Below are 26,738 nucleotides of genomic sequence, written 5' to 3' on the forward strand. Positions count from 1 at the left end.
TATAGTACAATTAATGAGCCTTAACCTGATCCCTGGACGTTATTTAACTGACATAGAAACTCATGGCTACGCCGTGATCGAAAATATGTTTGCTGAAACACTGACTAACGCGTTGATAGAAGATTGTTATCGTATCAACCCCAATTTCAAATCAGCAGGTATTGGCCGTCAGCAGGATTTACAAATAGACAAGAGCATACGCACCGACAAGACCTTTTGGTTTGATGGTAGTAGCCAAGCTCAAATTGATTATCAAAATGCGCTTGAAGATATCAGAGTAAACTTGAATCGTTATTTCTTTTTGGGTTTATTTGATTATGAGTGTCACTATGCGAAATACCAGCATGGCGACTTTTATAAAAAGCATTACGACGCATTTAAAGGGCGTTCGAACCGTGTATTTACTACTGTATTTTACTTAAATACAGTGCAATCTGGTGGTGAGTTAGTGATTTACAAACCTAAAAGTAAAGACGTTGAAATCACTATTCAGCCCAAAGCTGGCACGTTCGTGATGTTTGAAAGCGAACGCTTTATGCATGAAGTACTGCCGACAATTGATAATCGCTATTCAGTTGCGGGTTGGTTTAGGAAAAACACTTCAATCAGTGGCGTTATTGATCCACCTCGCTAACACTATAGATTAAATGGCAAGGACGCCACTAAGCCAATAAAAACGACCATACCGACATAATGATTATTTAAAAAAGCTTTAAAACAATGCTCTCTATTACGACTATGAATTAGAAATTGTTGGTAAACCAAAAAGCCACATGCCACACATAGACCAAGCCAATACGGCATTGCTAATTGACTCGTATAACCAATTAAAGCCAACAAACCTATAAATACACCATTTAGCGCAAAAATAATGATTCGATCGGCACTACCAAACAATATCGCTGTAGACTTTACGCCAATTTTCAAATCATCATCTCTGTCTACCATGGCATACATAGTATCGTATGCCGTAGTCCACGCAATATTAGCGATAAATAACAACCAGCCAAGCAGTGGGATAGTACCTGTTGCAGCCATAAAAGCCATCGGAATAGCCCAACCAAAAGCTGCACCTAGCACTATTTGCGGTAAATTAGTGTAACGTTTCATAAATGGGTAGCTAAATGCCAATAGCAATGCCCCGACTGACAATAATATGGTTTGCCAACTGAGTAACAACACCAGTATGAAAGCAATTATGATAAGCAACAAAAATAAGCTTAATGCTTCGCCACTACTCACCAAGCCAGAAGCTAAGGGTCTTTGTGCTGTGCGTTTTACCGCGCCATCAATTTTACGATCTGCGTAATCATTAATAACACAACCTGCGCTGCGCATAACAAATACACCAAAGCTAAATACCACAAAATTAAGTAGGCTTGGCATACCATCACTTGCAAGCCACAATGCCCAGTATGTAGGCCATAACAGCAATAAAGTACCGATAGGCTTATCGGTGCGCATTAACTGCTTATAATACGGTATATGAGCAATGTGTAAGGCAGCAAATTTCATAAATATAGATAAGCCTCTGGTAAAAATATTTCAGCTACTAAAAAACGGCTTTGCGCCAACGAAAAAATACTGCGTCGCCCCCACAAGGGTTTTGTAGCTGCAGAGTATTGGCTAACAAGCTGCTGTACTGGGTGCTGACAATCAAAACGTGCTATTTCAATTTCGGTACGTTTTAAGTCCGGATGTTGAAAAATAACATCACCTAAAGGCCGATTACCCAGTGCCAATAATTGCTGTTGTTGCATATCATCGGTGGCAGGTAGCCAGCTTTGTGCGTATACCATAGGGATGCCATCACAAAGCAGCAAAACTTCACGATTAATACCAATACGCTTTGAACAATCTAATAATTGTTGTTGTGAAATACTCAGTTCAAACTCTTTCTCACTAAGCACTTTTACAGAGAATTCACCACACTGTGTTTTTAATTTCGCCGTCAGTGAGTTGGGCTCAAGTAGCCAGTCTTGCTCGTTACAAGACAAATAATTGATTGATGTACCTAACTGCCAATCCGCAGTTACAGAAACAGGAAATGTGATCACGATAACTCTATTTAATAATAACCCTTTAAATGATACCACTGCCCGCCTCGGGGAAAAAGTGATGATTAATGAATATAATAGCTGCATCAGCCTGTATCTTAGCCATTATTACGTATAGACTAATAACAATTAATTACAGGGCTCTCTACTGAATATGAAAAAAACGCTTTACGCTGGCATATTAATTAGCACTTTCTTTATTAGCTTGTTTAGCAGCTTTGCAAGCAAAGCTGAATCAACTGTGGGCTACTTTGGTTTCGAACCCGATATCATTACCAACTATATTGGTCAGAGTAATAAAAAGTTAGGTTATGTGCGTATTACTGTAGATTTAATGCTCAGTGATATGTCAAACATTGCTATTGTTGAGCATCACACCCCGTTACTTAGAGATGCATTGGTAGAAATTTTATCAAAAGAGCCTGAAGAAAAAATTAAATCACTCACCGGCCGTGAAGAGATCAGAAAGCGTTGTGCCGAAAAACTCAAAACCCTGTTAAAACAAGAAACAGGGCAAGAGATCATTCGCGAAGTATTATTTACTAAATATTTATATCACTAAGTACTTATATAACTGAGTATCTTAAGCTGTTTTTTTAGTAAACAATTGAGCGGTAAACGCGTAAGCCATACCGCTTAATAGCCCACCTAAGTGCGCCCAGTTAGCCATACTTACAAACAACATGTCAGCAAAGCCTAGTACCAGCCAAATCAGCATAAAACCAATAATACCATTAGTTACTAAAGCCGGTTGTTGCGGGTTCAATGCCCGATGGATCCAACAAAACCCAAGTAAACCATAAACAACGCCACTTAAGCCGCCAAAGTTAGGGCCAACCATAATAAACTCAGCCCAATTACTAAATAGCGCGGTCACTAAAAAAAGACCTACTAAAGTACTTTTACCACTGAGCTTTTCAATACCATCGCCTAGCATGATCCACCACATAATATTAAACACTAAGTGCACAGCAGTAAAATGCACAATTGCAGGTGTAAGCCAAGTTAATGGTTGATTGGGTTTAAACTGTAATACGCTATAAATTGACTCAAAGCCACCGAGTAAGAAGGCAATGTAAATACCTACACATAATAAAGTGACCGTTTGGTTTAACCAGCTCAATGCTTTAAAGCGTGCTTTTAAATTTAAGTCATGGCCTTGATAGCTCAACGGTGATTGCGTACTTCCTACTTGCCAAGATGCCTCTTGATAACGGGCATGATTGGGGTTTTCTACAAACGCTTGCCATAATGGCTGAGCTTGATGGAAATGCTCTGGGGCAACACAAATAATTACCGTTTTTCCATCTTGCGATCGAAGCTCGCCCTGTAAGCCTTGGCTTTTTATATAATCAATAAAGCCTTGTGCTGCACGTGGATTATTTATACTACCCAGTTCGATCATCGTTCCACTTGCTCCGGAAATTGGGTTTCCCACTGGGTAAAACCACCATCCATACTGTATACATCTTCAAAGCCTTGCTCAGCTAAGTAGTTGGCTGCGCCTTGTGAGCTCATACCATGATAACAAACAATAATAATTGGCTGATCAAACTCTTTGTTCATCATAAATTCGCCAATATTGGCATTTGATAAATGCTCTGAACCCGGAATATGCCCTGCTTGATACGAATTAGGATCGCGAATATCAGCAATCACGACATCATCTTTATTAAGTAGTGCTTGAGTTTCGGTAATTGAAATATGCTTAAATGCCATAGTACTCTCTTATAATTACAAAAAAGGCGACAAATGCCGCCTTTAATTCTCTTAACAAGTGGATAATTAATTCCAGTTAAGAATTACTTTCCCCGATTGGCCTGAAATCATCATATCAAAGCCAGCTTGGAAGTCATCTATTGAATATTGATGAGTGATGATTGGATTTAGATCGAGCCCTGACTGAATAAGACTGGCCATTTTGTACCAGGTCTCAAACATTTCACGGCCATAAATCCCTTTGATCACTAAGCCTTTAAAAATCACTTGGTTCCAATCAACCGCCATATCAGATGGTGGAATACCTAGCATGGCAATTTTACCACCGTGATTCATGTTATTTAACATGCTATTAAATGCAACCGGTACGCCTGACATTTCTAGACCAATATCAAAGCCTTCTGTCATACCAAGCTCTTTAATAATATCTTCAAGCTTTTCATTAGCCACATTAACTGCACGCGTTGCGCCCATTTTACGTGCAAGGTCTAATCGGTATTCATTGACATCGGTGATCACTACATGACGTGCGCCAACATGTTTTGCAACTGCAGCAGCCATAATACCAATTGGGCCTGCACCTGTGATCAACACATCTTCACCCACTAAATCGAATGACAGTGCTGTGTGTACTGCATTACCGAATGGGTCAAAAATAGAAGCTAACTCATCACTGATATTGTCTGGAATTTTAAATGCATTAAACGCTGGGATCACTAAATACTCGGCAAAAGCCCCCTCGCGGTTAACACCTACACCAGTGGTGTTACGGCATAAATGAACACGCCCAGCGCGACAGTTACGACAATGGCCACAGGTAATATGCCCTTCGCCCGATACTCGGTCACCAACACTAAAACCGCGAACTTCTTGACCCATATCAACCACTTCACCGACATATTCATGACCTACTACCATAGGCGTAGGAATGGTGTTTTGCGCCCACTCATCCCACTTATAAATATGTACGTCAGTACCACAAATAGCGGTTTTACGAATTTTGATTAATAAATCGTTATGCCCAACTTCAGGTTTTGGCGCATCCGTCATCCAAATACCTGGTTCTGCTTTTAATTTAGATAATGCTTTCATGAATCACACTCAATAAAAAAACCGCTGCGAAGGCAACGGTTTAAAATAAATTAATTAGATAATGCCCATTTCTTTACCAATACGGGTAAAGGCGTCAATTGCGGTATCTAATTGCTCAATGCTGTGCGCAGCAGAAATTTGTGTACGAATACGCGCTTGGCCTTTTGGCACCACTGGGAATGAAAAACCAGTGACGTAAATGCCTTCTGCTAATAACTTATCAGCCATTGCCGACGCAACTTTAGCATCACCTAACATTACTGGAATAATCGCGTGATCTTTACCCGCACAGGTAAATCCAGCCACTTCCATTTGCTCACGGAAGTATTTAGCGTTTGACCATAACTTAGCACGCAATTCACTGCCATTTTCGAGCATTTCTAATACTTTGATTGATGCTGTAACGATTGAAGGCGCTAATGAGTTTGAGAATAAATATGGGCGAGAGCGCTGGCGTAACCATTCAACTATTTCTTTTTTACCTGATGTATAACCACCCGATGCACCGCCAAGCGCCTTACCTAAAGTGCCGGTAATAATATCAACACGGTCTAGCACGTTGCAGTACTCAGGTGTGCCTTTGCCGTTTTCACCGACAAAGCCAACGGCATGAGAGTCATCAACCATAACAAGTGCATTGAATTTATCAGCAAGGTCACAGACCGCTTCAAGATTACAAATAACCCCATCCATTGAGAACACACCATCGGTGGCGATTAATTTTGTTTTTGCACCCGCTTCATCGGCAGCAATCAATTGCTTTTCAAGATCTGCCATATCATTATTTGCATAACGGAAGCGCTTTGCTTTACATAAACGAACGCCATCAATGATAGAAGCATGATTTAACGAATCAGAGATAATCGCATCATCAGCGCCTAAAATTGTTTCAAATAAACCGGTATTGGCATCAAAACATGATGAATATAAAATCGTGTCTTCCGTTTCTAAAAATTCACTGATCTTCTTCTCTAATGTTTTATGAATGTCTTGTGTACCACAAATAAAGCGTACTGACGCAACACCAAAGCCATGGTCATTTAAGCCGTTTTGTGCAGCCTGGATCAGCTCAGGGCTATTCGCTAAACCTAAGTAATTATTTGCACAGAAGTTAATAACTTTATCACCAGAAGCAACTTGAATTTGTGCTTGCTGCTGCGAAGTAATAATACGCTCATTTTTATATAAGCCTTCGGCTTTTACATCTTCAATTTGCTGCTGAAGCTGAGTAAAAAACGCAGATGCTCTCATCTGTAATCTCCAAATTATTGAACGGGGTGAGCGTACTTAAGTTAACACGGCTCATCTTTGTGGCTATTGTAAAAGTTTAGTCAAACAAATGCACTGTTTGTAGTTCATCGCAGAAATAAGGAACTGACAACTTATGCTGCCAGTTTACATTGGGCTATAGCAATATTGAGGGTAAGTCTGCTAACGAATCACAAACATGATCTGCCGAGTCGATGGCTACCGCATCAAACTCCTGCCCGGATCGTACAAGCACCCGAGTGCCAATAACCGCTTTACTTGCCGCTTGCATGTCGCTTAGTTTGTCTCCAACCATAATGCTGCAAGCTGGATTGATATGATGATCAGCGATACCTTGCAGTAACATGCCCGGAGCTGGTTTACGACAATCACACTCTTTGAGGTATTCGGGTAATGCTTTTTTCGGGTGGTGTGGGCAAAAGTAAACATCCGTCACCTTTACTTGATGCGCAGCAAATTGGGCTATCATCCACTGTGTTAAAGCGTGAAAATCCGCCTCTGAATAGTAACCACGGCCAATACCAGATTGATTAGTCACTATGATCAGTTTATAGCCTGCATCCGCAAACGCCTTACATGCAGTAAATACGCCTGGCACAAATTCAAATTTATCCGACTCATAAACATAACCATGATCGATATTAACCACGCCATCACGGTCTAAAAATAAGGCTTTATTGATATTGCTCATAATTGCTCTTTCTCAACCACAAGGTCAAACATCAAAGCTACTTCATCAACACTTATTTGGCTCATTAGATCACTGCCTTTAACCCGCGTACCCCAAGGTAATCGCTCAGCGGTTTTACCAGTTTGCTTGAGTAAGTTTTGGTGATACACCTCAACCACGTAATTTTGATATAAATAGGGTCCAGTGCGTTTCGGGTTTGAGTGGGCATATAAACCAATAACGGGAGTGCCTACGGTGACGGCCATATGAGCTGGGCCTGTATCAGGTGCTAATACCAATGCAGCTCGTTTAAGTACGCAAAGCAACTCTTTGAGTTTGGTTTTACCCACTAAATTAAGGATTGGCGTTGTAGTGGCTGCAATAATGTCATCACTGAGCGTCACTTCAAGCTCTGTCGGGCCACCCGTGATCACCACATGAAACCCTTGCTTGTAGGCATGTTCTGCAAGCTTAGCATAGCGTTCAGCCAGCCAATTGCGTTCTTTTTTACTGGCAGCTGGAGAAATCACAAAAATTCGCCCCTCTAATCGCTCCGTACCAAGTAATTCATCAGCATTACTTTGATCATGTTCGCTGACTGGCATTTGCCAGTTTGGTTGATAATCAGGTACACCTATCGCCTGCGCAAAGCCTTTAAAGCCTTCTAACACATGAGCCTGCTGCTGTGGTGCAATGCGCTGGTTAATAAACAAGCTATGCAATTCTTTTGAGCGCGCCCAATCAAAACCAATTTTAACTTTTGCAGGAATACAACGCGCCACTAAGTTAGCTCGAAGTGCCACTTGCATATGCAGCAACACATCAAACTTACGCCCTTTAAATTGTTGTTTTAATTGCTGATAGGCTGCTTTGCCTTGTTTTTTATCAAACACCACCAGCTCAACACCGGGTAAATCAGCTAGTAACATGGCTTCAATTTTGCCGACCACCCAGGTAACTTTTGCATTGGGGTGCGCTTTTTGAATTGCCTGCACTGCAGATACGCCATGGCAAACATCACCAATTGCTGAGAGTCTTAAAATACAAATATCTGAATAGGTGGTTGAGTCAGTCACAGGTGTCCTTTGCTTTATGCTGGATAATTACCATGATCTTAAATTAACCACCCACTATTGCAAGCACTTATGCTCGGCTTTAAAACAGGTTAAGATAGCACTATCACCTGCAATAAAATAAGTACGCCATGTTTAACCAGCAAACCATCAATGAACACATTATTTTAAGCCATCCTGAGCATAGTGCCGAAATTAGCTTAAATTGGTTTGATAATGAATATTGGCAGCAGCAAGGAAAAATTGTCGGCGCCAAAAAAGGTCGCGCAACTGCATGGTTTTTCTGCCATAACGGGCTAACAGCAGTGCTCAGGCATTATTGGCGTGGCGGTTTAGTGGGTAAAGTGCTAAGTGATCAATATGTGTTTTTTGGACTGGAAAAAACCCGTGTTTACCAAGAGTTTTCATTAATGATGAAACTGTGCGAATTAGGTCTAAATGTACCAAAGCCGATTGCAGCTAAAATATCGCAAGCTGGCTTAATTTACCGTGGCGATATAATTACTCAAGCTGTTGCAGGCGCACAAAGTGTGCTTGATATATTAAAACAACGTCCCTTTAGCGCACAAGAGTTAATTAAAGTAGCACACACGATTGCGGATTTTCATAATCATGGGGTGTATCACGCTGATTTGAATATTAACAACATTCTATTTGATGAAACGGGCGAGATATACATTATTGACTTTGACCGCGGTGAACTAAAACTCCCCGCCAGTAATTGGCAACAAGCTAATATGACCCGCCTTGCTCGTTCGTTTCATAAAGAGCAAGGCCGAAATAAAGTAATGCATTGGCAAACTACAGACTGGCAGCAGTTACACACAGCATACCAGTCCACTCTTAAAATATAGCCGTTAAGCCTTTATTTTACTGATCACTTTTGACGTAGAGCAGCCATTTAAAAACTCAAGTACTTCAACTTTTCCGCCATGGCGAAGTACATGATCAGCGCCTGCAATTTGTTCAACAGTGTAATCTCCACCCTTTACTAAGATATCAGGACTGATCAGCTCAATTAATTTAGCGGGTGTATCGTTTTCTTCAACTGCACCAAATGGAATTACCCAATCAACTGATGCCAAAGCGCTCAGCACCATAGCACGCTCATCAAGCGGGTTAATAGGGCGCTCTGGACCTTTTAAACGCGTTATTGATTCATCATTATTTAAACCGACGACTAGACGATCTCCACGTGCTTTGGCTTGTGCTAAGTAACGCACATGCCCCGCATGTAAAATGTCAAAACAACCATTGGTGAACACGATAGTTTCACCATTTTGCTTTGCAAACTCAATATGCTGAAGCACATCATCAAATGGGGTTTGATAATGCTCACCGGTTTTTTGTAAGTATTGACCTAACTTACGACTTAACTCTTCAGGCGATACCGTAGCTGCCCCTAATTTACTCACTGCAATTCCAGCCGCAAGGTTAGCAATTTCCACTGCATCTTTAGGCTGCATTCCTGCACCTAACATCACCGCCAGAGTTGCAATAACAGTATCACCAGCACCGGTAACATCACTGACTTCAAGCTGTTGCGCTGCAAAATCGTGTTTTTCATCGGCACTAATAAGTGACATACCTTGCTCTGAGCGAGTCAATAGCATGGCCGCGATCCCTGCATCGCTGATCAGTGCTCGAGCACTGTCTGCTAAATGCTGTTCCGAATCTGTTTTACCACCGGCAAGCTTAAATTCATTCAAGTTAGGAGTAATAAAATCAGCACCGCGATATAAGTTTAAGTCTGAGGATTTAGGATCAATTAGAACTGTTTTTCCAGCACCTTTAGCAAGTTTTATCATTTGCTGGATCAAGCTTAATGAGCCTTTATTATAATCTGAGAATAAAACAAAGTCGTACTCATCTAATACTAATTCCAGACGGTTTAAAAGTAGTTGGCTGTGTTGCTCAGTAAACATCTCTTCTAAGTCAAGTCTAACGACTTGTTGATGACGGCTAATCACACGCATTTTTGAAATAGTTGGCAAATCACAAACACTGACTAATTGTGAATCTATACGTTCATCAGCAAGAATTCGCTCTAAGATTTGGCCGCTTTCATCTTCACCAATTAAACCCAACAAGCCAACTTTACCATCTAAACGGGCAATATTTTTTGCCACGTTTGCGGCGCCACCGGCTTTATCTTCAAATTTACTTACTTTCACTATTGGCACAGGTGCTTCTGGCGATATGCGCCCTGAATCACCATGCCAATAACGGTCAAGCATCACATCACCAACCACTAATATTTTAGCGTTAGACAGGTTTTTTAATAACGCTAGATCCATTACCTCTGCCCCGCTACAACCATATCAATGGCTTCACATAACCAATGACCAATAAACATATGCGCTTCTTGAATACGTGCGGTTTCGTCATCTTTAATAATAATGGATAATTTAGCGATATCTTTTACTTTACCGCCATCGCGGCCTGTAAATGCAACTGTATAAGCACCTATTTCATTTGCAGCAGCTAGCGCTAAATTAATATTAGCGCTAGTACCAGAGGTAGTTAAACCAATCACTAAATCCTCAGGCTTACATAACGCAAGAACCTGACGCTCAAAAACTGTGTCAAAGTGATAGTCATTACTATGCGCAGTTAAGATGGAAGTGTCGGTTGTTAGCGCCATAGATGCTAATGGGCCACGTTCTAATTTGTAGCGTACGACAAACTCTGCAGCTAAATGCTGAGCATCTGCTGCGCTGCCACCATTACCAAACCAAACTACTTTTCCACCAGCTTGCAAAGTACTGTGGCAAACTTCAAGCAATTGCATTACTTGAGGGTGGTATGTTTCCATCGTTTCAAACAATACTTGGTGACGGGTTAAACTTTCAAGGTAGCTGCTCGCTACAGAATCAATATTAGACATGGGTAATCCTCTCAAAATTAGTCTGACTAGCTACTACCAAAAAAGTGCCACTGACAACCACGTATAGTTATCACCAAAGACATCTTCGCCGTAAGTTAAAGTTGTTTCAATATTATATTCATGCCACTTTCGGTTATTACTGATTTGTAACTCGATCCCTTGTTCATATTGCTCACTTACTACACCAAACTCATCAACATGACCACTTTCATTATCGAGCAAAGTGAATTTCGCACGCCAAAAAGAATCCGATATTGCTGCATAGGTGGCTTCTAAACTATGTATACGTGATGGAACAGCATCATGTAAATAACGTTGATCAGCGGCATAGTGGCCAATAACAAAACCATCTTTAGTGTTACCATAAGTAGGATATATATAATTTCTATACCATTGACTGTGCATATTAGTATATTCGTAGCGAAGTGAGATATCGCTAGTTAATTGAGGTAAGAACACGCCATAATTATAAACAATATTACCGAATTGGTAGTTTTTGTGTTCTTTGGTATCTTCGCCGCCATACTCAAAATAAAGCTCTGCCGGCATACCCCAATTAAAGTTCACAACACTCGTTATTGAAGCAAACTGGTCGCCAAGTTCATTATCAGGGCCCCCCGCTATTGCACCATTATCATTACCTGCAGGGTCAAAGAATGCTTTAACTACATCGCTAAAACCAACATCACGTGGCCCACCACCAAATTGCATCATACGATTCATGCCGATTTTCCACCCCTCTACAGGCTCTAAACTAATATGTGTGCCAGCTAAGCGAGGTGTGCCATCGTGCAATTCATCTTGATATCTAATGCCTTTTTCAACATGTTCAAGCTCGGAGTAATAAAGCTCAAAATCAAAGTTCCACCAGTTATGGGCTGGTGCCACCATCCCTAATGAAATAGATGGCGAGGTACGCGCATTAGTAGAGATAATCTGAGCTGACTGCTTAAACGGCGAAAACCAATGCTCTTTATAACCAATATTTAACTGCAGGTCATCACCGGCAAAGCTGACAAAACTGTTATAATTAACGAATTTATTTTGCTTCGCGCGATAATCGACTCCCACTTGCATCAAGGTATAGTCATTAGGACGCCAAATACCCTCAAAGAACACTTGCCCCCATTCATCAGAGCTCACACCACGTTGATTGGCAAGTTTAGTTGCATTGCTGCCATCAGCACGCAGCTTAACACCTACTCGAGTAATATTATCGCTGCCTTGATAAGGCTTAATTTTAGCACGTATTGCCGCGACTAAACTTGGCTGTACATTTTGCAATTTAGCAAGCGCCGCTTCAACTTCCGTTAAGCGGTAAGGCTTTGTCATCGGTGTGCCTGACGTCAAGGCAAATAACGTATCGAGCTGATGATCAAGCTGTGCATCCATGCCAATTGGTAAGTAAGCAGTTGGTGTTGCAAGTGAAGGCAATGCGCAACTCATAAAACTGGTTAATACCACGGCTTTTATCAATTTGAATTTCATAACGACTGTATTTTTCATAATGGTAGTTAAATATTACCAAATTAGCTGCAACTAAACACCCAAAACTCTCTGTTCTAACGCTTTTTAACAATTTCGCATTTTGCTTAAAGGGTATCCGCGTTATCATTAGTGTTTATAATTCGAGGCTGAAAAATGGCACGCTTTTTTTATTCACTGATTCTTTATTTGCTAAGTCCTCTCATAACCTTTTATTTATATATACTTAGAGGTAAAAAGAACGCAGGTTATCGCGCGCACTTTGCTGAACGGTTTGGCTTCATTACAGTAAAAAAAACCTCACAAGAAAGTACAGTATTAAAAGGTAATCTAATAGTGATCCACTGCGCTTCAGTTGGTGAAGTACTTGCTGCAACGCCTTTGCTTAAAGAGCTACAATACCAACAGCCAAGTTATTCATTTATGATAACCTGTAACACCCCCACAGGCCGTGAACAAATACATAATAATTTTAAAGACTCGTTACAGTGCGCCTATTTACCTATTGATTACCCTTGTGCTACAGCGCGCTTTTTAAAGCGTGTTAAACCCACGTTAATATGTATTTTAGAAACCGAACTTTGGCCTAATCTTATGGCGCAGTGCAAACAACAGAATATTCCTGTACTGATACTCAATGCGCGGCTTTCAGCAAAATCGCAACAAGGTTATCAAAAAGTAGCGCCATTAACTAAGGTTATAATGCAATCAATTTCCGCTTTAGCTAGTCATAATCATGAAGACGCTAAACGCTTTATTGAGCTTGGCCTCAATGAGCAAAAAGTGCATATTACTGGCTCAATTAAATTTGATATAAAGCCAACTAGTGAGCAGTTAGACAAAGTCGATACCCTAAAAAGCCAATACAATAATCAGCGCTTTATCTGGGTTGCCGGTTCCACGCACCCTAGTGAGCATGAGCTGATATTAGCTGCTCAGCAGCTGCTGCTAAAACAGATTCCAGATGCACTGCTAGTTATTGCGCCGCGCCACCCAGAACAATTTGATAAGGTCGCCACATTGCTTGAAGACTCACCATTAAGCTTTAGCCGCCGCAGTAAAAATAACTATCAAAGCGAGCAAGTACTCCTTGCTGATACTTTAGGTGAATTGCAATGTTTATATGGTATGGCCAACATCAATTATATTGGCGGCAGTTTAATTGCACATGGCGGGCATAACCCTCTCGAGTCAGCGGCATTTTCTGTCGGTGTTTTAACAGGCCCGCATACCTATAATTTCAACCATGTTTACCCTGAACTGATTGCATCAGGTGGGTGTATACAAGTAAGCGATACAAAGATGTTAGCGGAGCAACTATACGAGCTTCATCAACAACCAGCGTTTTGCCAGCAGCTAGGTCTACAGGCAGCACAATGTGTTGCTAACAACCAAGGCGCCATCGCGAAAACGATCGCCATCATTAACAAGTTTTTAGAGCCACACAATGACTGAACAAAAAAAACTAACCTTACCAGAACAACAAACCCGTTTATGGGTAGCTAATGTCATTGTTAAATATAACTTTTGCCCCTTTGCCCGTAAAGAAGTTGAAAATAATTGCATTCATTATCAAACCAGCCAAGCAACCAGCATTGATGATGCTGTGATGGAGATGATCGAACAATGTATTGAACTTGATCAACAACCGGCTCGAGAGACTACATTATTGATGTTTGAACAAGGCTTTACTGACTTTGAGGAATTTTTAGATTTAGTGGATTTAGCCAATGCGCTATTAGTTGCCCAAGGCTTTGAAGGTAAATATCAAATAGCCAACTTTCATCCTGACTATGTGTTTGCTGATAGCGATGACAATGATGCAGCAAATTACACTAACCGCGCGCCTTTTCCTACCTTACATCTAATTCGTGAGGCTAGCATGAGTGCAGCACTTGATGATTATAATGAACCTGAATCAATTCCAGATCACAACATCAATTTAGCTCGCCGAAAAGGCATCGACTTTTGGCAACAATTACTTGCTGGATGTAAAAAGCCGAGTGCTTAATCACTCAGCTTTTAGTAAAAAGGAATGTTACTTTTTAACCCATTCTCCGTTCACTTCAACAAAGTGACCCGATTGGGTTTTTTCAATCGTTTTAGCAGCTGCCAGCGCTTCTACTTGAGAAAGCGACAAGTTGTTCTTTTTAGCGAGCTTTAAATATTGTGCTTTACGTTTAGCATTAATTTCATCGACAACCACTTTTGCCTCTGCATTTTGCACCACAAGGCCTAAATAACCCGAGCTGTCCTCACCCACTAGCCCTTGATTTTTTGCATCATCTAACGAAATGGCCCAAGCCGAAAACGACAAACACACCGCACTTAATAAAGTGACAATGCTTAGTTTTTTATTTTTTACTATATTCATACTTGCTCCTTAAAATAATTCGCTGTCATCACTAAATAAACTGTCGAGTTCTCTATCAACTTTTACGCGGATTTCATGATCGACCTTAACATTTAAGTTAATTGTAATAGGTTCCTTAGCGGCCACCTCAACACGATGCGTACATGCACTGAGTAATCCCAATGCGGTTAATATTACTAACCATTTAGTCATTATTACTTCCTTTTGTTGAATACTCTTGTTCAACTTTTTGCGTAATTTCATCACTTAAGCGCAGTGCTCGTAATAGTGTGAACACGTTCTCTTCATGATTATAGTTAAAATTAACTTGCTGTGCTTGCTGTTGATTATACCCTTGCAAATTAACGCCTAAGGTCATCCAGCCGTCAGGTTTTAAGTTAACACTACTTTTAATACTCTGAATATCTAAATTTTCAAGCAAGCCAAGTATAGGCCCTAACTCTTGTTGTTGAGCCTTTACCGAATTAAAAGCTGCATTATCAGTGATAAGTAATTTAGCAGCACCTTGATTAACAAGCTGCCCACCTTTAACCTCAATACCTGCTTTTGTGAAATAAACAGGCAAGTGTCCAGCTACATTTCCAGTTAAGCTAATACCCGATTTAGCATCAAGGGTAATGACCTTGCTAGCATCTATATTGTCAAATGTAACTAATGCTTGTTGCGGCTCTTCTGTAAGGCGATATTTATCCAGCAAAAAATGCCCTCCCATAACCTTCCCTGTAAGCTCCGTAACAGCAAGTTCATTTGCCTGTACTTGCCAAAACCCTGTTAGCTGCTTCACCACAGCACCAGCTCGTAATTCATTTAGTTCAAATGTAGAAGGCACAACATTAAGCTGCCCTGAATCATAACGACCTGTAAATTGAGTATTAAAATGCTTAGCAAGGTAATCTGTGTATAAACCACTTACACCGACTAGCTGTAAAGAGAGATCGGCCTGTTGCAGATTAATATCACCAGCAATACGGCCACTGACTTTACCATCTGTTAAGGTTGCAAGCGGCACAAATTGATGAAGCAGTGGGTTAAGCTTAGTAACTAACTGCTCTGAAATTATCACCTCAAATGGATGAGCTGTGCTTGTTATATTATGCATTGCCACAAGCTCTATCCCCTCTACATATATATGATGAGATGCTTGCAGAGCACGACTTTGTAAACCTGTTGAGCTTATACGAATATCGTTAAGTCGTAACTCTTCCGTTTGTAGCTTGGCTAACTTTGTTTCACTGGTTAAATCAAAAAACAATTCCCCTGCTGACAAACTTCCTGCAGCAGTTAGCTGATTCGTCAGCTGAGATAGTTTAATACTCCCCATATTAACATTATCAATCTGACTCGATAAGCTAGCGGTTAAGTATTGATTACTTTGTAGCTTCGCCTTAAAAGTTGCTTGGTAATTATCAATGCCAATATCATGCACTTTTAATTGCCCCAGCGCTAATTGTGCTGACAATTCGAGAGCAGGCTGTGCAGCCAATATGCTATTTATTGAAAAATGCCCTTGTGCACTAATATGCTGCGCATCAACATCGATAAAATCAGGCAGCATAGCCACTTTTAACTGATAGTTACCATCAATATCACTGCTAACAACACTCGCGGCTATATCTAATAATGCAATATCATCACTCGAAAACGACAACGCGAATTGTGCCAATAGGGTTTCTAAAGGATTCTTTATATCAACCGCTAACTGTTTAACATTCATGAGCAGTTGTGATCCTGCCTGCAATGTTAGCTGATCTAATGTCAATTGAGTGTCTTGCACAATGATCTTACTAGGTAAAACTAATCGCCAATTTAACGGTATTTGCCGAGTAACAAATTGCTGCTGCGCATCATCATCGATAACACCAGCCAAACTTTGTAAACACTCATTTTTGCCATTGAGTGTTGTTGCTAATTGCTGAGCATCTAGGGTTAATGTTTTTGAATTTAAGTTATAGTGACTACTGACTTTGCCACTACTTTTAATTGTCATCGAGCAGGTATTAATGGCGTAAGTGAAATCAGCACCTAGCTGAGTATCTATATCGAGTACAATACCATCAAAAGCGAATCTATGTTGGCTAGTTAAATTAAGTCCTGCAATCGAGTTTACAGTCGCGGCCTTAACTGTAGAAAGTAGTCGCTCATCAAGCTCAATATTTCCTGCCAACTTGGTATTTTTAACGTCAACCTCAGCTTTCACATCACCAGTAACAACAAACTGATTTAACACCGGCTCATTTATGCTGATAATAAGTGGTTTTTTTAATTGAGACTGAGTGATCACTAAACGTTTTAGGTGTAACAACGGGCGAGCTTGCGGTAACGCCAAAGCAAGCTTTTTAGCCACACTAGGCTGAGTCGAAGAATCGGGAGTTACCAGTATTAAATTTGCACGGTTAACCGTGATGTTTTGAGTATTGGCCGTAATATCAGCTAATTCAAGCAACTGCCCTTGATAGCCAATACATGCTCGCTGTACATGGAGATCCAGATTGGTTGTTAACGACCAATCCAAACAATGCAGTTCAACTCCAGCTTGATGCAGTGAAGGAGCAACAAAATGCAAGGTGATCGGCATGCGAAAAATATAACCAAGTGAAAGTACACTTAGCACTAGAATTAATAACCCCCAACCTACACGCTTAAACATATTATCCTTAAAATACCTTTGACCTTTGACCAGCATAAACAAAAAAGGCTGCATAGTGCAGCCTTTTATTCTAGTACTAGATAATGAATCTAGTGTGTATAAATATAGTTTAACCTACATTTTTACGTGCATTGCGGAACATACGCATCCATGGGCTATCTTCGCGCCACTCATCTGGGTGCCACGAGTTAGCAACCGCACGGAATACACGTTCAGGATGTGGCATCATTACTGTAGCACGGCCATCAGCTGAAGTAATACCTGTGATACCTTCTGGCGAGCCGTTCGGGTTAGCAGGATATTGTGTCGTAGGGTTACCGTAGTTATCAACAAACTTAACCGCTACAGTACCTGACTCAAGCGCTGCTTTCACTGCTGCATCATTAGCAAACTCAGCATGACCTTCACCGTGAGACACAGCGATAGGCATACGAGAGCCCGCCATACCGTTGAAGAATACCGAAGGATTCTCTTGCACTTCAACTAAGCTAAAACGTGCTTCAAAACGTTCCGATTTATTTGTCACAAAGCGTGGCCAATGTTCAGTGCCAGGGATCAACTCTTTTAATGTTGATAACATCTGACAACCGTTACACACACCTAAACTAAATGAGTCTTGGCGCTCAAAGAAGCTTTGGAACTGCTCACGTGCCATATCATTAAATAAGATTGATTTAGCCCAACCTTCACCAGCACCTAACACGTCACCGTAAGAGAAGCCGCCACATGCCACTAAGCCTTTAAACTCTTCCAGACTTAAACGCCCTTCAAGAATATCGCTCATGTGTACATCAACTGCCGCAAAACCAGCACGGTTAAATGCAGCTGCCATTTCTAAATGCGAGTTAACACCTTGCTCTCGTAAGATAGCCATTTTAGGCTTAGCGCCTGTCGCAATATACGGTGCTGCCACATCTTCATTTAAATCGAAGTTTAGTTTAACGTTAAGACCAGGGTCTTTAACATCAAACTTTGCATCAAATTCTTGCTTAGCACAATCAGGGTTATCACGACGTGCTTGCATTTGGTAGGTGGTTTCTGCCCAAATAGTACGTAATTCAGTACGCGTATTACTAAGTACAGGGTTACCAGCGCGGTTAAATACCACACTGTCGTCACTGTTAAGTGTGCCAATTTCATGGCTGATTGCAGCAATGCCATGCTCAGCAAATACTGCATTCACGACCTCTAAATCACTGTTAGCAACTTGGATTACCGCACCGAGCTCTTCATTATAAAGTGCTTCAATGTCAGAACCTGTTAAACCATCTAAATTAACAGTCACACCAGTATGACCCGCAAATGCCATTTCAGCCACTGTGGTAAATAAACCACCGTCTGAACGGTCATGATAAGCAAGTAACTTATTATCAGCGACTAACGCTTGCATTGCATTGTAAAAGCCTTTTAGTAATTCAGGGCTATCTACATCTGGCGTTACATCACCTAATTGCTTATAAACTTGCGCTAAACTTGAAGCACCTAGTCGGTTTTTACCTGCACCTAAGTCAACCAAGATAAGTGAGGTTTCACCTTTATCTGTACGTAGCTGCGGAGTAACCGTTTTACGTACATCGTCAACACGACCAAACGCGGTGATAATAAGTGATAATGGTGCGGTTACTGACTTCTGCTCGCCATTCTCATCCCACTGGGTTTTCATCGACATAGAGTCTTTACCCACAGGGATGGTTAAACCAAGCGCAGGGCAAAGCTCTTCACCCACCGCTTTAACTGCTTCGTAAAGACCCGCATCTTCGCCAGGGTGACCAGCTGCTGCCATCCAGTTAGCAGACAACTTAATGTTTTCAAGCGGTCCAATGTTAGCACAAGCAATATTGGTTAATGATTCAGCTACGGCCAAACGTGCTGATGCACCGTAATTAAGCAATGCTGCAGGTGTTCGCTCACCAAGAGACATTGCCTCACCATGGTAAGTGTCATACGTTGCTGCAGTTACGGCACAGTTAGCAACTGGCACCTGCCAAGGACCAACCATTTGGTCACGAGCAACTAGCCCTGTTACTGAGCGGTCACCAATGGTGATCAAGAACGTCTTTTCAGCAATCGCAGGTAAACGTAATAAACGTGTTGCCGCTTCACTTACGTCAATATTTGCAGTATCCAGCGCTTTACCAATAACTTGTTGAGATTGCGCTTCACGGTGCATTTTAGGTGCTTTGCCTAATAACACATCCAGTGGTAAATCAACGGGGTTGTTACCAAAATGGCTATCTGCAACGGTTAAATGACGCTCTTCAGTCGCTTCACCTATCACTGCATATTGCGCACGTTCACGCTTACAAATGGCTTCAAAACGGTCAAAATCTTCAACCGCGACAGCAAGTACATAACGCTCTTGAGACTCGTTACACCAGATCTCATGCGGTGCCATGCCCGGCTCATCATTCGGAATATCGCGCAGTTGGAATTTGCCCCCACGACCACCGTCATTAACAAGCTCAGGGAATGCATTTGATAAACCGCCCGCGCCCACATCGTGAATAAACGCGATTGGGTTAGCATCACCTAACTGCCAGCATTTATCGATGACTTCTTGACAACGACGTTCCATTTCTGGGTTTTCACGTTGTACTGACGCAAAGTCTAAATCTTCATTTGATTGGCCTGACGCCATTGATGAAGCGGCACCGCCACCTAAACCAATGTTCATCGCTGGGCCACCTAACGCAATCAACTTAGCGCCAACAGGAATTTCACCTTTTTGTACATGGTCAGTACGAATATTACCTAAACCACCGGCAAGCATAATTGGCTTGTGGTAACCACGCACCTCAAGGCCATTATGACTGGTTACTTGCTCTTCATAAGTGCGGAAGTAACCGACTAAGTTTGGACGACCAAACTCATTATTAAACGCAGCGCCACCCAATGGGCCCTCAGTCATAATATCTAATGCTGTAACGATACGAGCAGGCTTACCAAAATCAGTTTCCCACGGTTGCTCGTAACCAGGAATACGTAAGTTTGATACAGTAAAGCCAACTAAACCTGCTTTTGGCTTAGAGCCACGGCCTGTTGCACCTTCATCACGAATTTCACCACCTGAACCGGTAGCAGCACCAGAAAAAGGTGCAATCGCAGTTGGGTGGTTATGGGTTTCAACTTTCATCAAGATTTCAATGTTCTCTTGATGATATGCATATTCACCTTCAGCATTTGGGAAGAAACGACCCGCTTTCGAACCTTTCATTACTGCGGCGTTATCTTTATAAGCAGATAATACGTTTTCAGGGTTTAGCTCGTAGGTATTTTTAATCATTTTGAATAGCGATTTAGGCTGAACTACACCATCGATGGTCCAATCTGCATTAAAAATTTTATGACGACAATGCTCTGAGTTTGCTTGGGCAAACATAAATAATTCAATGTCGTTCGGGTTACGCCCTAACTTTTGGAAGTTTTCTACCAAGTAATCAATTTCGTCATCAGCAAGGGCAAAACCTTGCTCAACGTTTGCAGTTGCTAGCGCTTCACGGCCGCCGGCTAAAATGTCAACTGATGACATTTGACTCGGTGCATCAGTACGGAATAACGTCGCAGCGTTGTCCATTGCGCTGTGCGTTGCTTCGGTCATGCGGTCATGTAATAAGGCTGCAACTTGATTTAATTGCTCAGCGTTTAAGTCACCTTCAACATAATAAGCGATGCCGCGCTCAACACGGTGTACTTGAGTTAAGCCACAATTATGTGCAATATCCGTCGCTTTTGAAGCCCATGGCGAGATTGTGCCAGGACGAGGCGTTACTAACACCAAAGTGCCTGCAGGTGTATGTTCGGCAATCGTTGGACCATAGGTAAGTAACTTCTCAAGCTTAGTTTGCTCATCACTTGACAGCTGTGCGGTTAGATCTGCAAAGTGTGCATACTCAGCGTATACATTAGTGACTGGAAGTTGCGCCTGTTGGCAACGGGCTAAAATTTTCTGAACTCTAAAATCGGAAAGTGCTGGTGCACCACGAAGGATCAACATAGGTATTTTCATCCGGGGTTAGGGATTGAACGATATTTTAGGCGGGTATTATATACTCAAGTAACTCGGAAATACAGGTTAAGCAGGGAATTAAAATTGCAGCAAGAGCGCTATAAGTTAGCATCGTTTATTGCTAATTATACCTAGTGGCAGATGAAATATAAAACACAGTAAAGTCATCTATGACAAATCGCCAAGTGACGTCATCGCAAAGTTTTGATATAAGGGTGTAATAGCATTCAAGGGGCACAGTATGTTTAAACAAAAGCTAATAACAATCATTACGTTAGTAATGCTTTTGTGTGCCTGCGATATGCAACAGCAGCAATCTCAACTCAGCCAAATAAAAACTCAAAACAAAATCAGAGTAGGTACGTTAGCTGGAGCAAGTAATTATTATCAAGCAGTGCAAGGTGAACAAGGATTTGAATATGAGTTAGCGCAAGAGTTTGCAGATCACCTTGGGGTTGAACTGGAGATGGTGCCATTTTTTAACTTATCCGACATGTTTTCACGCTTAGATAGCGGCGATTTAGACTTAATAGCCTCTGGTTTAACGTACAATAAAGTACGCGCCCAAGATTACCGTTTTGGCCCAACCTATCGCACAATTAGCCAAAAACTGGTTTATAAACAAGGTAGAGTAAGACCTCGTGATTTTGATGATCTAACCGATAACCTGACAGTACTTGCCAAAAGTAGCCATTCATTGGCACTGCAACAAATTAAACAAACTCACCCCAATTTAAATTGGCGCGAAACAGAAGATCTCGACGAAGAAGAGCTATTACAAGCAGTGATCGATGGTGATATTGATTACACTCTTGCCGACTCACATACCCTATCGTTGTTTCGTCGCTATCACCCTAATCTTAGTATTGGTTTTTCTGTCACTCGTAACGATCCCATTGCTTGGCTGCTGCGCAAAGACGGCGACGATTCGTTATATGCGTTAATGGTGCCGTTTTTTGGTGAAGTAAAACAAAGTAATCAGCTTTATGTACTTGAAGAAAAATATTTTGGCCATGTCCGCCAATTTAACTACGTTAATACCCTTGCCTATATTGAAGCAATTAAAGAAACACTGCCAAAATATCAACCTTGGTTTGAGCAATATGCAGGCAGCCTAGATTGGCGATTACTTGCAGCTTTAAGTTATCAAGAATCAATGTGGAATCCGCGAGCAAAATCCCCCACAGGAGTTCGTGGTATTATGATGCTCACTCGTGATACTGCAAAGCAGGTCGGCGTAACTAATCGTCTTGCTCCTGAGCAAAATATCAAAGGCGGCGCAGAATATTTGACGAAGCTAGAAAAACGAATTCCCGACCGCGTTCCTCAGCCAGATCGTACTTGGCTAGCTTTAGCATCCTATAATATTGGTTGGGGTCACGTGAACGATGCTCGTATTATTACCGAGCAGCAAGGTGCTAGCCCTGATAAATGGGCTGATGTGAAAAAACGCTTACCGCTATTAATCAAAAAACGTTACTACCGTAAAACCAAGTATGGCTATTCGCGCGGTGACGTTGCAGTCAAGTATGTGGATAATATTCGTCGTTACTACGATGCACTAGTTTGGTTAGATGAAAATGACGCGATCAGCACACCGACTACTGAACCCGATGATGCTGAACAAATAGATCAACCTACTACCCAAGCTGCTGAGATTAAAAATCCAAAGCCTGCCACAATACAAACCACGGTCTCCCCAGCAAAAGATGACAGTATCGATGAGCAAGCACCGCAAAAAAAAGATAACGGCGAACAATAAAAATAACTTTAAATGCGATAGGTACGCGCAAACTAAAATATCTATTTACTTGTCATCAAATGATCACTAATGTGTAGTATCAAGTATATAATTAACTTATATCTTTTCTCACTCTCACATTTTCAGGAGAAACCATGCTGAAACGTCGGCGTACACATTCGTTCAAACGAAATGTTATTTATTCATCATCTACCCGTCGCAGAATAATGCTGCGTAATTTACATAGAAAAGTAATTTGGCGTCGCAGAATGTTTGCAATGCAACAAATGGCAGAGTTAAGCATTGCAGCACCTGCAGGTTAAGCCTTCAGGTCACGCAAAGCTTTCTTTGCAGCTTTTATTTCTTGACGGCGGCGTTTAAAAAAATCAGAAATAGTTTGCCCACATAACTCACCTAGTATTCCGGCCTCAACTTCAACCTGATGATTTAATCTAGGATCTTGTAATAGATTCATAATAGAGCCTGCTGATCCTGTTTTTTCATCCGCAGCACCAAACACTAAACGTTTGATACGACTGTGTACTAGCAACCCGGCGCACATAGAGCATGGCTCCAACGTGACGTATAAAGTACAATCAATCAAGCGGTAATTATTAACGACCTTGCCACCTTCGCGTATCGCAATCATCTCTGCATGAGCAGAAGGATCGTTATCGGTAATCGAACGATTGTAGCCAGCTGCAATCAACTGATTATCTTTGACCAGTACAGCACCGACAGGAATTTCATTCAACTGCTCCGCTTTTTTTGCATACTCTAGAGCTTGCGCCATCCAATATTGATCGTTCAATTGTTCACTCATTGACTTAATCTTTAACTAATTATTGTTTAATTATACTCACTTAGGCCATTAAAACGCTAAATATACTGATTAGTGATAAAAATAAAACAAATTAAAACAGCTTTAACATGGCTCACCCCGTGCGATTTACGATATAATCTCTCGCTTTTTTTATTTAGCTCACAACACACGGGTAGCAAATGAAATTTCCTGGACGCCGCAGGCATAAACATTATTTTCCAGTGGAAGCCAAAGATCCACTTACTAATCAACTCAACGCCAGTGATAAATTGCAACGCAGCTACATCACAGGGATAGATCAAATCGTAGTTGATATAGAAGCTAAAGTCGATCAAGCTTTCCTTGACGAATTTCAACTGCGCCGAGGTATGTCGCAAGTTATTGATAGTGATATAACCAATGCATTATATGACCGCTTAAAACTCAACGATATGATCGATTATGAGTTTGCAGGCGGTACTATCGGCAACACTATGCACAACTACTCAGTATTAGCGGATGACCGCTCTGTACTACTGGGTGTGATGAGTGAAAACATTAAAATTGGTAGCTACGCTTATCGCTTTTTATGTAACACCTCAAGTCGTGTCGATCTCGACTATTTACAACCGGTAGATGGTCCTATCGGTCGCTGCTTTACACTCATTGACGATACTGGTGAACGTACTTTTGCCATCAGCGCAGGTCTGATGAACCACCTACGACCTGAATCAATCGATCAGGAGTTAATAGAGAACTCATCGGCATTAGTGATCAGTGCTTACTTAATGCGTACGCAAGGTTCTGAGACGATGACAGAAGCAACAATGCAAGCTGTCAAATATGCCAATGATGCTGGCATCCCTGTCGTACTCACTCTTGGTACTAAGTTTTTAATCGAGCAAGACCCTACTTGGTGGGCTAGTTTTGTTGAAAAACATGTTGATATTTTAGCAATGAATGAGGAAGAAGGGCTGGCAATAACTGGCTTTGAAGACCCTCTACTTGCTGCTGATAAAGCACTTGATTGGGTAGATTTAGTGATCTGTACCGCAGGTGAAAAAGGCTTGTTTATGGCAGGCTACATCGATGAGCAATTTAAACGAGAAACAGAATACCCATTGCTGCCTGGCGCAATACCAGATTTCAATCGTTATGAGTTTTCGCGCGCTATGCGCAAAGTTGACTGTCAGCAGCCAATTCGTGCATACAGCCATACAGCGCCATTTATGGGTGGTCCAGACTCTATTAAGAACACCAATGGTGCAGGAGATTGTGCATTAGCGGCGGTACTACATGACTTATCGGCAAATGTTTACCATAAGCTCAATGTTGGTAATTCAGCTAAACACCAGCAACCGGCAATGACCTACTCATCATTAGCACAAATTAGTAAGTATGCTAACCGTGCCAGTTTTGAGGTGTTAGTACAGCATTCACCGCGCTTATCTCGTGGTTTACCTGAGCGTGAAGACTGCCTCGAACAGGTTTATTGGGAGCAGTAACAACTCCCAATACATATTAGTTAAAAAATAGAGATATCAAGTTTTTTAGATAGCAGCTCAAGGGCTGCTATTCCTGCCACCGAGTTGCCAAATGAATTTAACCCAGGCGACCATACTGCCACTGTAAACTTATTCGGTAACACCGCTAATATAGTGCCCGATACTCCTGATTTACCCGGCATACCAACCCTATAACCAAAATCGCCCGCCGCATCATAGAGGCCGCTGGTAAATAATAATGAGTTGAGCTGTTTGTTTTGCAGACTTGAAAGTACGCGTCTATTAGACACGTTATCTATCCCTTTATTGGCCAGAAAGTTATATGCTTTAGCCAATTCGACACAATTGAGCTCTATTGCACAAAAATTAAAATATGCCCATAACACATCATCAACTTCGTTTTTAAAGTTACCAAAGGACTTCATTAAATGCCCCATTGCAGCATTACGATGACGAAATTCATACTCAGAATTAGCGACCTTCTTATCAATCACTATGCCCTTATTTCCAGACAATAACCTAAATGTTTCTAACATTGAATGCATAGGTGCAGACAAGCGGCTATATAACGCATCACAGGTAACGATAGCACCGGCATTTATGAAAGGGTTACGCGGTATACCCTTTTCAAACTCAAGCTGAGTCAAAGAGTTAAACGCAGTACCTGACGGCTCTTTGCCGACTCGTTGCCATAATTCATTACCATAGCGCTGCAGCGCTAACGTTAACGTCATTACTTTAGAAACAGATTGAATTGTAAAGCGTTGCGAGCAATCGCCTGCGCAAAATGTCTGGCCATCAGTCGTATATATAGCAATAGAAAATTGGTTAGCATCAACCTCAGCCAATGCTGGAATATAATCCGCCACTTTACCTTGTGATAACAGTGGTTGCACCTCAGCGGTAATTTCATTTAAGACTTGTTGATAATCAGAGGTAGGCAAGGTAACCCTCATTGGCATTGAAAACAGAAATAAAATTCTACCATATTAGAAGAAAAGCAGACTGACTTTATTACTCAAATAATACCTAATAAAACACGCTTACAGTCACTTATGAATAATGCTGATTTGCCTTTTACTTACAAAGAGTGCGAGCTTGCATTTTCTTATGGGTAGCGCGAGTTTTTTAAGATTAAAAAGTGGCAGTACACGCATGTCAAAGGTTAACACTGACGGCTCGAAGCCAATAGCTTTCCTGCAGACGTAAAAAAGCCCGACTATTGCTAGTCGGGCTTTCTCAATTTGGAGCTTGGCGATGTCGTGGTGCCCACAGCGGTAGAGTGCCACATAGCAAATGTATAGAGTAGGCTTTAGGCTCTTATTCTTTTCCTTTAACCTATTACCTTTCACCTCGAACCTTCTTTATTCCAGACGTAAAAAAGCCCGACTATTTCTAGTCGGGCTTTCTC

General features: G+C 41.4%; 25 protein-coding genes. 8 read left to right on the plus strand and 17 right to left on the minus strand.

Going from position 1 to position 26,738, the window contains the following annotated elements; all coding sequences use genetic code 11:
- Positions 1 to 13 precede the first annotated feature (13 nt).
- Complete coding sequence (locus H5186_RS16995) at positions 14 to 634, plus strand: 2OG-Fe(II) oxygenase (protein ID WP_149981397.1); 621 nt, start codon at positions 14 to 16, stop codon at positions 632 to 634.
- Between the two features lie 2 nt (positions 635 to 636).
- On the opposite strand, the gene ubiA is transcribed toward H5186_RS16995, so the two are convergent.
- Both ubiA and H5186_RS17005 read right to left on the minus strand, forming a co-directional pair.
- Positions 637 to 1,515: a 4-hydroxybenzoate octaprenyltransferase gene (ubiA, locus tag H5186_RS17000; protein WP_145235074.1), complete on the minus strand. Its 879-nt coding sequence runs from the start codon at positions 1,513 to 1,515 to the stop codon at positions 637 to 639.
- The gene (locus H5186_RS17005) at positions 1,512 to 2,057 is read right to left on the minus strand and encodes a chorismate lyase (RefSeq protein ID WP_182794716.1); all 546 of its coding nucleotides are present in this window, start codon (positions 2,055 to 2,057) and stop codon (positions 1,512 to 1,514) included. The genes ubiA and H5186_RS17005 overlap by 4 nt, the downstream gene beginning before the upstream one ends.
- Before the next feature lie 154 nt (positions 2,058 to 2,211).
- On the opposite strand from H5186_RS17005, the gene H5186_RS17010 reads away from it, so the two are divergent.
- Positions 2,212 to 2,619, plus strand: coding sequence for a flagellar basal body-associated protein FliL (locus H5186_RS17010; RefSeq protein WP_145235070.1), 408 nt, complete (start codon positions 2,212 to 2,214; stop codon positions 2,617 to 2,619).
- A gap of 21 nt (positions 2,620 to 2,640) precedes the next feature.
- Here H5186_RS17010 and glpG read toward each other — a convergent pair whose 3' ends face one another.
- The 6 genes from glpG to H5186_RS17040 all read right to left on the minus strand — a co-directional run bounded on the left by glpG (position 2,641) and on the right by H5186_RS17040 (position 7,883).
- A complete protein-coding gene (glpG, locus tag H5186_RS17015) occupies positions 2,641 to 3,462 on the minus strand; it encodes a rhomboid family intramembrane serine protease GlpG (protein WP_182739873.1) in 822 nt (273 codons plus the stop codon).
- The gene (gene glpE, locus H5186_RS17020; protein ID WP_182739872.1) at positions 3,459 to 3,776 is read right to left on the minus strand and encodes a thiosulfate sulfurtransferase GlpE; all 318 of its coding nucleotides are present in this window, start codon (positions 3,774 to 3,776) and stop codon (positions 3,459 to 3,461) included. Before glpE ends, glpG begins: the two co-directional genes overlap by 4 nt.
- Before the next feature lie 66 nt (positions 3,777 to 3,842).
- Complete coding sequence (tdh, locus tag H5186_RS17025) at positions 3,843 to 4,868, minus strand: L-threonine 3-dehydrogenase (protein ID WP_145235065.1); 1,026 nt, start codon at positions 4,866 to 4,868, stop codon at positions 3,843 to 3,845.
- Between the two features lie 54 nt (positions 4,869 to 4,922).
- Complete coding sequence (locus H5186_RS17030; RefSeq protein ID WP_182794717.1) at positions 4,923 to 6,119, minus strand: glycine C-acetyltransferase; 1,197 nt, start codon at positions 6,117 to 6,119, stop codon at positions 4,923 to 4,925.
- Between the two features lie 154 nt (positions 6,120 to 6,273).
- Positions 6,274 to 6,828, minus strand: coding sequence for a D-glycero-beta-D-manno-heptose 1,7-bisphosphate 7-phosphatase (gmhB, locus tag H5186_RS17035; protein WP_182735366.1), 555 nt, complete (start codon positions 6,826 to 6,828; stop codon positions 6,274 to 6,276).
- Positions 6,825 to 7,883 carry a glycosyltransferase family 9 protein gene (locus H5186_RS17040; protein ID WP_182718392.1) on the minus strand — a complete coding sequence of 353 codons (1,059 nt, stop codon included), beginning with the start codon at positions 7,881 to 7,883 and terminating at the stop codon, positions 6,825 to 6,827. The genes gmhB and H5186_RS17040 overlap by 4 nt, the downstream gene beginning before the upstream one ends.
- 128 nt (positions 7,884 to 8,011) lie before the next feature.
- On the opposite strand from H5186_RS17040, the gene H5186_RS17045 reads away from it, so the two are divergent.
- Positions 8,012 to 8,734 carry a 3-deoxy-D-manno-octulosonic acid kinase gene (locus H5186_RS17045; RefSeq protein ID WP_145235056.1) on the plus strand — a complete coding sequence of 241 codons (723 nt, stop codon included), beginning with the start codon at positions 8,012 to 8,014 and terminating at the stop codon, positions 8,732 to 8,734.
- Positions 8,735 to 8,737: 3 nt separating this feature from the next.
- Here H5186_RS17045 and hldE read toward each other — a convergent pair whose 3' ends face one another.
- The 3 genes from hldE to H5186_RS17060 are packed head-to-tail and all read right to left on the minus strand — an operon-like array spanning position 8,738 to position 12,255.
- The gene (gene hldE / locus H5186_RS17050) at positions 8,738 to 10,177 is read right to left on the minus strand and encodes a bifunctional D-glycero-beta-D-manno-heptose-7-phosphate kinase/D-glycero-beta-D-manno-heptose 1-phosphate adenylyltransferase HldE (protein ID WP_149981403.1); all 1,440 of its coding nucleotides are present in this window, start codon (positions 10,175 to 10,177) and stop codon (positions 8,738 to 8,740) included.
- Positions 10,177 to 10,767, minus strand: a complete 591-nt coding sequence (locus H5186_RS17055) for an SIS domain-containing protein (RefSeq protein ID WP_182718393.1) — start codon at positions 10,765 to 10,767, stop codon at positions 10,177 to 10,179. Before H5186_RS17055 ends, hldE begins: the two co-directional genes overlap by 1 nt.
- 33 nt (positions 10,768 to 10,800) lie before the next feature.
- On the minus strand, positions 10,801 to 12,255 hold the full coding sequence (locus H5186_RS17060; RefSeq protein WP_182718394.1) for a capsule assembly Wzi family protein: 1,455 nt from the start codon (positions 12,253 to 12,255) through the stop codon (positions 10,801 to 10,803).
- 153 nt (positions 12,256 to 12,408) lie between these two features.
- Between H5186_RS17060 and waaA the strand changes: the two genes are divergently transcribed.
- Both waaA and H5186_RS17070 read left to right on the plus strand, forming a co-directional pair.
- Positions 12,409 to 13,707, plus strand: coding sequence for a lipid IV(A) 3-deoxy-D-manno-octulosonic acid transferase (gene waaA / locus H5186_RS17065; RefSeq protein ID WP_182794718.1), 1,299 nt, complete (start codon positions 12,409 to 12,411; stop codon positions 13,705 to 13,707).
- On the plus strand, positions 13,700 to 14,263 hold the full coding sequence (locus H5186_RS17070) for a DUF1415 domain-containing protein (protein WP_182718396.1): 564 nt from the start codon (positions 13,700 to 13,702) through the stop codon (positions 14,261 to 14,263). The genes waaA and H5186_RS17070 overlap by 8 nt, the downstream gene beginning before the upstream one ends.
- Positions 14,264 to 14,290: 27 nt before the next feature.
- Here the strand turns inward: H5186_RS17070 and H5186_RS17075 are convergent, their stop codons facing one another.
- The 4 genes from H5186_RS17075 to purL form a co-directional block, all read right to left on the minus strand.
- Positions 14,291 to 14,626 (minus strand): YdbL family protein, encoded by a 336-nt coding sequence (locus H5186_RS17075; protein ID WP_149981407.1) that lies wholly within the window; start codon positions 14,624 to 14,626, stop codon positions 14,291 to 14,293.
- A gap of 9 nt (positions 14,627 to 14,635) precedes the next feature.
- On the minus strand, positions 14,636 to 14,818 hold the full coding sequence (locus H5186_RS17080) for a YnbE family lipoprotein (RefSeq protein WP_149981408.1): 183 nt from the start codon (positions 14,816 to 14,818) through the stop codon (positions 14,636 to 14,638).
- Positions 14,811 to 17,273: a YdbH domain-containing protein gene (locus H5186_RS17085; RefSeq protein ID WP_182794719.1), complete on the minus strand. Its 2,463-nt coding sequence runs from the start codon at positions 17,271 to 17,273 to the stop codon at positions 14,811 to 14,813. The genes H5186_RS17080 and H5186_RS17085 overlap by 8 nt, the downstream gene beginning before the upstream one ends.
- A 109-nt stretch (positions 17,274 to 17,382) precedes the next feature.
- Positions 17,383 to 21,267, minus strand: coding sequence for a phosphoribosylformylglycinamidine synthase (gene purL / locus H5186_RS17090; protein WP_182762666.1), 3,885 nt, complete (start codon positions 21,265 to 21,267; stop codon positions 17,383 to 17,385).
- 253 nt (positions 21,268 to 21,520) lie between these two features.
- Between purL and mltF the strand changes: the two genes are divergently transcribed.
- Both mltF and H5186_RS17100 read left to right on the plus strand, forming a co-directional pair.
- Entirely contained in the window at positions 21,521 to 23,041 is a 1,521-nt protein-coding gene (gene mltF, locus H5186_RS17095; protein WP_259398799.1) for a membrane-bound lytic murein transglycosylase MltF, read from the plus strand.
- 134 nt (positions 23,042 to 23,175) lie between these two features.
- Positions 23,176 to 23,343, plus strand: coding sequence for a hypothetical protein (locus H5186_RS17100; RefSeq protein WP_169020230.1), 168 nt, complete (start codon positions 23,176 to 23,178; stop codon positions 23,341 to 23,343).
- Here H5186_RS17100 and tadA read toward each other — a convergent pair.
- On the minus strand, positions 23,340 to 23,843 hold the full coding sequence (gene tadA, locus H5186_RS17105; protein WP_145235034.1) for a tRNA adenosine(34) deaminase TadA: 504 nt from the start codon (positions 23,841 to 23,843) through the stop codon (positions 23,340 to 23,342). The two genes, H5186_RS17100 and tadA, sit on opposite strands and share 4 nt — an antisense overlap.
- Positions 23,844 to 24,022: 179 nt before the next feature.
- Here tadA and H5186_RS17110 point away from each other — a divergent pair, with 179 nt between their 5' ends.
- Entirely contained in the window at positions 24,023 to 25,327 is a 1,305-nt protein-coding gene (locus tag H5186_RS17110) for an inosine/guanosine kinase (RefSeq protein WP_145235032.1), read from the plus strand.
- 20 nt (positions 25,328 to 25,347) lie between these two features.
- Here H5186_RS17110 and glsB read toward each other — a convergent pair whose 3' ends face one another.
- Positions 25,348 to 26,271: a glutaminase B gene (gene glsB, locus H5186_RS17115; protein WP_145235030.1), complete on the minus strand. Its 924-nt coding sequence runs from the start codon at positions 26,269 to 26,271 to the stop codon at positions 25,348 to 25,350.
- Positions 26,272 to 26,738 lie beyond the last annotated feature (467 nt).

The sequence above is a fragment of the Pseudoalteromonas sp. SG41-2 genome (assembly GCF_014164535.1).
GTDB lineage: Bacteria > Pseudomonadota > Gammaproteobacteria > Enterobacterales > Alteromonadaceae > Pseudoalteromonas > Pseudoalteromonas rhizosphaerae.